Source organism: Vibrio sp. Vb0937 (assembly GCF_033338855.1).
Genome location: NZ_JAWOTK010000008.1, coordinates 156,211 through 162,488 on the forward strand (window position 1 = coordinate 156,211; position 6,278 = coordinate 162,488).

7 protein-coding genes and 1 tRNA gene are annotated in these 6,278 nt (G+C 43.4%); 3 read left to right on the forward strand and 5 right to left on the reverse strand.

Features of this window, described 5'->3' with window-relative positions; genetic code table 11:
* Positions 1 to 113: 113 nt before the first annotated feature.
* Positions 114 to 803 (reverse strand): phosphate regulon transcriptional regulator PhoB, encoded by a 690-nt coding sequence (gene phoB / locus R7P67_RS13345; protein ID WP_005381752.1) that lies wholly within the window; start codon positions 801 to 803, stop codon positions 114 to 116.
* 224 nt (positions 804 to 1,027) lie between these two features.
* Between phoB and rdgC the strand changes: the two genes are divergently transcribed.
* The 3 genes from rdgC to R7P67_RS13360 all read left to right on the forward strand — a co-directional run bounded on the left by rdgC (position 1,028) and on the right by R7P67_RS13360 (position 3,765).
* Positions 1,028 to 1,942, forward strand: a complete 915-nt coding sequence (gene rdgC, locus R7P67_RS13350) for a recombination-associated protein RdgC (RefSeq protein ID WP_262638886.1) — start codon at positions 1,028 to 1,030, stop codon at positions 1,940 to 1,942.
* Between the two features lie 165 nt (positions 1,943 to 2,107).
* The gene (yegQ, locus tag R7P67_RS13355) at positions 2,108 to 3,508 is read left to right on the forward strand and encodes a tRNA 5-hydroxyuridine modification protein YegQ (RefSeq protein WP_005381754.1); all 1,401 of its coding nucleotides are present in this window, start codon (positions 2,108 to 2,110) and stop codon (positions 3,506 to 3,508) included.
* A gap of 2 nt (positions 3,509 to 3,510) precedes the next feature.
* Positions 3,511 to 3,765 carry a YfhL family 4Fe-4S dicluster ferredoxin gene (locus R7P67_RS13360; RefSeq protein ID WP_005381763.1) on the forward strand — a complete coding sequence of 85 codons (255 nt, stop codon included), beginning with the start codon at positions 3,511 to 3,513 and terminating at the stop codon, positions 3,763 to 3,765.
* Positions 3,766 to 3,807: 42 nt separating this feature from the next.
* Here the strand turns inward: R7P67_RS13360 and R7P67_RS13365 are convergent, their stop codons facing one another.
* The 4 genes from R7P67_RS13365 to R7P67_RS13380 all read right to left on the reverse strand — a co-directional run bounded on the left by R7P67_RS13365 (position 3,808) and on the right by R7P67_RS13380 (position 6,171).
* Complete coding sequence (locus R7P67_RS13365; RefSeq protein ID WP_005381765.1) at positions 3,808 to 4,116, reverse strand: hypothetical protein; 309 nt, start codon at positions 4,114 to 4,116, stop codon at positions 3,808 to 3,810.
* Positions 4,117 to 4,439: 323 nt separating this feature from the next.
* Positions 4,440 to 5,276, reverse strand: a complete 837-nt coding sequence (gene mepA, locus R7P67_RS13370; RefSeq protein WP_005381766.1) for a penicillin-insensitive murein endopeptidase — start codon at positions 5,274 to 5,276, stop codon at positions 4,440 to 4,442.
* A 12-nt stretch (positions 5,277 to 5,288) separates the two neighbouring features.
* Complete coding sequence (locus R7P67_RS13375) at positions 5,289 to 5,621, reverse strand: DUF1904 domain-containing protein (RefSeq protein WP_005381768.1); 333 nt, start codon at positions 5,619 to 5,621, stop codon at positions 5,289 to 5,291.
* Between the two features lie 473 nt (positions 5,622 to 6,094).
* Positions 6,095 to 6,171, reverse strand: a tRNA-Trp gene (locus R7P67_RS13380).
* Positions 6,172 to 6,278: the final 107 nt, after the last annotated feature.

Below are 6,278 nucleotides of genomic sequence, written 5' to 3' on the forward strand. Positions count from 1 at the left end.
CTACTATCACCCATGGGGTGTAAAAAAAAGCCAGCTCCCAGGCCAGCTTTTTCCACGTTAATCTTTCAACCACTCATAACTCCAGAAATGGTACCGATAAGCTGCGTGTTAATTTATGCCTTCGTCGAGAAGCGATATCCAGCACCACGAACAGTTTGGATCAGCTTATCATGCCCTGCAGCTTCCAATGCTTTACGCAGGCGGCGAATGTGAACATCAACCGTACGGTCTTCGACATACACGTTAGTGCCCCAAACATTGTTTAATAGCTGCTCACGGCTGTATACGCGTTCTTGATGCGTCATGAAAAAATGAAGCATCTTAAATTCTGTTGGGCCCATGTCTAATGGCGCATCATTAGCCGTAACACGGTGCGATACAGGGTCAAGCTTCAATCCCTGTACATCAATTACATCTTCTAGTGCAGTCGGGGTAACGCGACGAATCACCGCTTTTAAGCGTGCAACCAACTCTTTAGGAGAGAATGGCTTAGTAATGTAGTCATCCGCACCGACTTCTAAACCGCGCACTTTATCTTCTTCTTCACCACGAGCGGTAAGCATCACAACTGGAATGTTGCGCGTTAATTCCTCTCGCTTCATATGTTTGATGAAGTTAATGCCACTACCGCCTGGTAACATCCAATCCAGTAAAACTAAATCAGGGAAGGGTTCAGCCAGTTTGGTTACTGCAGTATCATAATCTTCCGCTTCTACCGCTTGGTAACCTTTCTGCTCAAGTACGAAGCACAGCATTTCGCGAATAGGAGCTTCGTCTTCAACAACCAGAATCCTTCTAGACATAATTGAGTAACCTTATGTTCGTTGAGCTAATGAATTTAAGAGACAAAGCGCCTCTCTATGCATAAGCATTATCACTACCAATTATGACACTTTTGTGACCTTTGAAAACAAATTTTCATATAACTTTCTTTTGAGGTTCATTCGGATATTTTTCATTTCTATTAAGACATCAGCACAAAAATTCCCTATGATTAGTCCCTTGTCATCAAGCCTAGAGAAGATTTATGTGGTTTAAAAACTGTCTGGTATACCGCGTTAACCGCGAGGTTACTTTTAACGCCGAACAACTAGAAACTCAGCTGTCTGAATTCCGATTCACCCCGTGTGGCAGTCAAGACAAACAGAAATTTGGCTGGGTCAGTGCAATGGGTAGACATGGCGATATGATGACTCACGTGTCAGAAAACCGCATTCTGATTTGCACCAAGAAAGAAGAGAAAATGCTACCTGCCTCTGTGATCAAAGAATCATTGAATGCAAAAGTAGAAGCAATGGAAGCGCAAGAAGGTCGTCCTCTGAAGAAGAAAGAGAAAGACAACCTGAAAGATGACATCGTAATGGATTTACTGCCGCGCGCATTCAGCCGCAGCAGCCACACTCACGTGCTCATCATGCCAAAAGAAGGTTTTATCCTTGTTGATGCAAGCAGCTATAAAAAAGCAGAAGATGTATTAGCATTGCTTCGTAAAACCATGGGTAGTTTACCTGTTGTTCCTGCTATTCCAGAAGTGGCGATTGAAACTACGCTAACCGAGTGGGTGAAAAGCGGTGACACACCTCAAGGTATCAGCATGATGGACGAAGCTGAGCTAAAATCCGTACTTGAAGAAGGTGGTGTGATTCGCTGTAAGAAGCAAGAGCTAACCACTGATGAAATCCGCAACCACATCGCTGCGGATAAAGTCGTGACGAAACTTGCGCTTAATTGGCAAGATCGTATTGAGTTCATTATGACGGAAGATGCAGGCATCAAACGTCTAAAATTCTCTGATGAATTGAAAGATCAAAACGATGATATTCCACGTGAAGATCAAGCAGCTCGATTTGATGCAGACTTCTCTCTAATGTGTGGAGAGTTCAGTGCTTTCCTTCCCAACCTATACGATGCGCTAGGCGGCTTACCGAATCCTAACGCTTAATTTTGTATAAAGGTTAACCATAACGCCCTCACTTTTTTTGAGGGCGTTTTTCTATCTGAAGCACAATTACCCTAGTCACAGTTCACATTTTGACGTAAAATTTGCGCCCCATTTCCATTAGGTGGAATTGGCCTGACTTGTGATCAGATAAAAGAGAATTGAGCAATGACAACTGAGAAAGCATTCGTGCCTGAGCTACTATCTCCAGCGGGCAGCCTGAAAAACATGCGTTACGCATTCGCCTACGGGGCAGATGCAGTTTACGCTGGCCAACCTCGCTACAGCCTTCGCGTACGTAACAACGAGTTTAACCACGAGAACCTAAAAATCGGTATCGATGAAGCCCACGCCCTAGGCAAAAAGCTTTATGTGGTATGTAACATTCAACCACACAACTCGAAGCTAAAAACGTTCATCCGTGATCTTAAGCCAATCGTAGAGATGGGTCCTGACGCATTGATCATGTCAGATCCAGGCCTAATTATGATGGTTCGTGAAGCTTTCCCAGAAATGCCAATTCACCTTTCTGTACAAGCGAACGCTGTAAACTGGGCGACCGTTAAGTTCTGGGCAGCAAATGGCGTGGAACGTGTGATCGTTTCTCGCGAGCTATCTCTAGAAGAAATCGAAGAAATTCGTGAGCATTGCCCTGAAACTGAACTTGAAGTATTCGTTCACGGTGCATTATGCATGGCTTATTCTGGTCGTTGCCTACTTTCTGGCTATATCAACAAACGTGACCCTAACCAAGGCACTTGCACTAACGCATGCCGCTGGGAATACAAAGTTGAAGAGGGTAAAGAAAACGACGCTGGTGACATCGTAGAGAAATTCGACCCGACGGAAGCACAGCCTGTCGAAGTACAAGACGAGCGTCCTGAAACCACAATTGGTCGCGGCAAACCAACAGATGAAGTCGTTCTACTTTCTGAAGCACACCGTCCAGAAGAAAAAATGGCAGCTTACGAAGACGAGCATGGTACTTACATCATGAACTCTAAAGACCTACGAGCGGTTCAGCACGTTGAACGCTTAACTAAGATGGGTGTTCACTCATTGAAAATTGAAGGTCGTACTAAATCGTTCTACTACTGCGCACGTACCGCTCAAGTTTATCGTAAAGCAATTGATGATGCTGTAGCAGGTCGACCATTCGATGAAAGCCTAATGGGTACACTAGAAAGCCTAGCTCACCGTGGCTACACTGAAGGCTTCCTACGCCGTCATACACACGATACTTACCAAAACTACGATTACGGTTACTCAGTCTCTGATGCTCAACAGTTTGTTGGTGAATTCACTGGCAAACGTCGTGGTGACATGGCTGAAGTAGAAGTAAAAAATAAGTTTCTTGTCGGTGATAGCCTTGAACTAATGACGCCAAAAGGCAATATTGTTTTCACGCTAGAGGCAATGGAAAACCGCAAGTCAGAGTCTATTGAAGACGCGAAAGGAAACGGTCACTTTGTATTCATTCCAGTACCAGCAGAGCTAGATTTAGAATATGGCCTATTAATGCGTAATCTAAACTCAGGGCAGGACACCCGTAACCCGACTGGTAAGTAACCATGGCCTTGCTCATTACTGATAAATGCATTAACTGCGACATGTGTGATCCCGAATGCCCCAATGGGGCAATCAGTATGGGAGAGAGCATTTTCGAAATTGATCCAGCGCTATGTACAGAGTGTAAGGGGCATTACGAAAAGCCGACCTGTCAGTCAGTGTGTCCAATTACAAAATGCATAATCACTGATCCGAACCATGTCGAAACTGAAGAGCAGTTGCTTGAAAAATTCGTGATTATTCAAGGGTTAGCATAAGAGCAATTAGGTTCAACTTTGGCATCAAAGTTGAACCTTTTCTCAACCTGATTTTTCAATAGGGATAATATTGCAGAACAGCTCTTTTTCAAAATGATACTCTAGTCTCTCACGCCAATTTTCCGCTTGAGAAACAGGTATTAAATAAAAGTTTTCTCGGCTCGTATCAGTAACGAAAGCCATTCCATATTGCATCAGCTCATAATGCACATCATTAACAAAACCCGGATCAAGGCGTTGACGCCCAGTCAGGTGATTCACATCCTCTCGAGTCAAAGAGACTCCTTTAGTATCACTGCTAAATCTGTGTCTTAACCACTCTGCAAATTCTTTTGCACAAATCATAGTCATGGTTTTGTCCTTGATTTACTCTTCTAACAGGAAAAGGGCATATCCCTGCCTTACACACTTGTCTGCGTTGTTATCGCTTTTTAGCCAACTGACAGACATATTGCTAAGAAACCAGAGTATCGTGACGAAAGATCTTTTTCTAAACAGAGAAGTTACAACTTACCCATACTACAACTCTTTGTTTAATTTAGATTTCTATAATATGTCCCCAAAACTGATTGGGTTAGTTTTTGTATTGGTACTATTCAATGTAGACAAAAGTATGATGTTTCTCCAGTTTCATAAAAGAGATCACCAAGTACAGATAAACCTGAAGAGTAACACTAATTAGGATTGATAAGCGGCAAGCATTGAGGTGGAACGACTTTTTTTCGTTTGGGCTTAGAGGTTGTTTTTACCCGTTGAGGGGTATCAGTAGGTTTTGCTTTCGGGGCCCAACTTGCAAGCTCAGCACCGCAACCATCACCTACTGGAGGTGGTGCTTGATCAACACAATAGTCGCTCGAATCAGGACAAGATAACCTGACGTGAAAGTGGTAATGATGCCCCCACCATGGACGTACTTTACGTAACCAAGAACGATCTTTGCCGTTTTCTTGCAAGCAAAGTTGCTCCTTAATAACAGGATGTACAAAAATTCGTGCAACATCCTTACTTTTTGAAGCGTACCGAATTAGCTTAAAGTGCCGTTCTTCCCAGCGATGATTAAGTATGGAATAACCTTTTAAATCCACCACACTCATGGGCTTAGGAAGTTGTAATTCGTTATAAGAAAGCGGTTGGTCAGCAAGTCTTAACCAAATATCGATATCTAACCCGGTTTGATGACTAGAATGACCAGAGGAGAACCTTCCACCTCTAGGTAAAGACAAATCACCAATCAGCAGAGTGGTGTTGAGATTTTGGTGAGCTTTAAGCGCCAGATTTTCAATAAACTCTATCGTTTTAGGGTGCCCATAGTAGCGCTTCGTTTTACTACGTAAGACTTGATAACCAACGCCATCGAGAGGCAAGGGTAATGCACCATCTAAACAACCGTTAGCATAACTACCAATAGAGGAGGAAGAGTTTCGGGTAGGATTAACCGCAGACTCCCAAGGAGTAGAACATACTGAAGCTGAGAAACATAAACCCAAAGTTACAATGAAACTCAGCCTCATAGCCTTTAACCTTTAGTAGTGTTCGCCATTATCGTAATAAGCTTTAGGAGATAAGGCGGAAAAGATAACTGCAACATCAATATCGGCACCAGCGATACCGCGCACTTGTTGCGTAATAAGCTTGGCAACTTCATCTTGCACTTCCTGGCCACGGTCGAACCAAAGCACTTCGACAAAAGGATATGCAGCACTCACCTCACCCTCATTGAAAAACGTAGTGTAGATATACTCAAAAGTAAAATCCTCACGCGGACAGTCCATTAGAGGCTGAAGTTCATCCGTAAGAGGTTTTGATAATGCCTGAACAGCTTGTGGCTCTACAGCACGGAATCGAAAATGTGGCATAAACTTACTTCCTAATTATTAGCATTAATGCATGATGATAACAGGAACCAAGTCAGTAATCATCCAAGCCAATGTAACCACTGACCTTTCAATAGATTGTGAATCAGATGTTCTCGATAACGAAGAAAAAGCGTTATGAAATTCGAAGGTAAAACAGAAAGAGCAACGCGATACATCAACATTTAATAATTACATTACTAGAAAATAAAACTATCTGAAGAAAAGGTATGCCATATTCGTTGGATAAACATACACCTGACGTCGAAACTATACGTTAGGAATAAAAGAGCCCCTGACCTAAGCCAGAGCTTATGAACATGGGGGATAGGTGAAGTGGACCAATATCCCGGAGATATGAACTTTCAATCCCCCGATACTTTGGTATCAGAGGAATCGACAACTCTCCAACTAGTCAGATTCTCTTTTCTTCAGATGCAAAAAAGCCCCAGCATTACTGCTGAGGCTTTAGAGTATGGCAGGGGTGGAGAGATTCGAACTCCCAACACGCGGATTTGGAATCCGCTGCTCTGCCAATTGGAGCTACACCCCTGTAATTCGTGTTTATTGAGACGACGCTCAAATAAGTGGCGGAGTGGACGGGACTCGAACCCGCGACCCCCGGCGTGACAGGCCGGTATTCTAACCAACTGAACTACC

What these genes read in the sequence shown, in the direction of transcription:
- phoB (WP_005381752.1), bottom strand. Translation starts at nt 803, where the DNA reads ATGTCTAGAAGGATTCTGGTTGTTGAAGACGAAGCTCCTATTCGCGAA.
- rdgC (WP_262638886.1), top strand. Translation starts at nt 1,028, where the DNA reads ATGTGGTTTAAAAACTGTCTGGTATACCGCGTTAACCGCGAGGTTACT.
- yegQ (WP_005381754.1), top strand. Translation starts at nt 2,108, where the DNA reads ATGACAACTGAGAAAGCATTCGTGCCTGAGCTACTATCTCCAGCGGGC.
- R7P67_RS13360 (WP_005381763.1), top strand. Translation starts at nt 3,511, where the DNA reads ATGGCCTTGCTCATTACTGATAAATGCATTAACTGCGACATGTGTGAT.
- R7P67_RS13365 (WP_005381765.1), bottom strand. Translation starts at nt 4,116, where the DNA reads ATGACTATGATTTGTGCAAAAGAATTTGCAGAGTGGTTAAGACACAGA.
- mepA (WP_005381766.1), bottom strand. Translation starts at nt 5,276, where the DNA reads ATGAGGCTGAGTTTCATTGTAACTTTGGGTTTATGTTTCTCAGCTTCA.
- R7P67_RS13375 (WP_005381768.1), bottom strand. Translation starts at nt 5,621, where the DNA reads ATGCCACATTTTCGATTCCGTGCTGTAGAGCCACAAGCTGTTCAGGCA.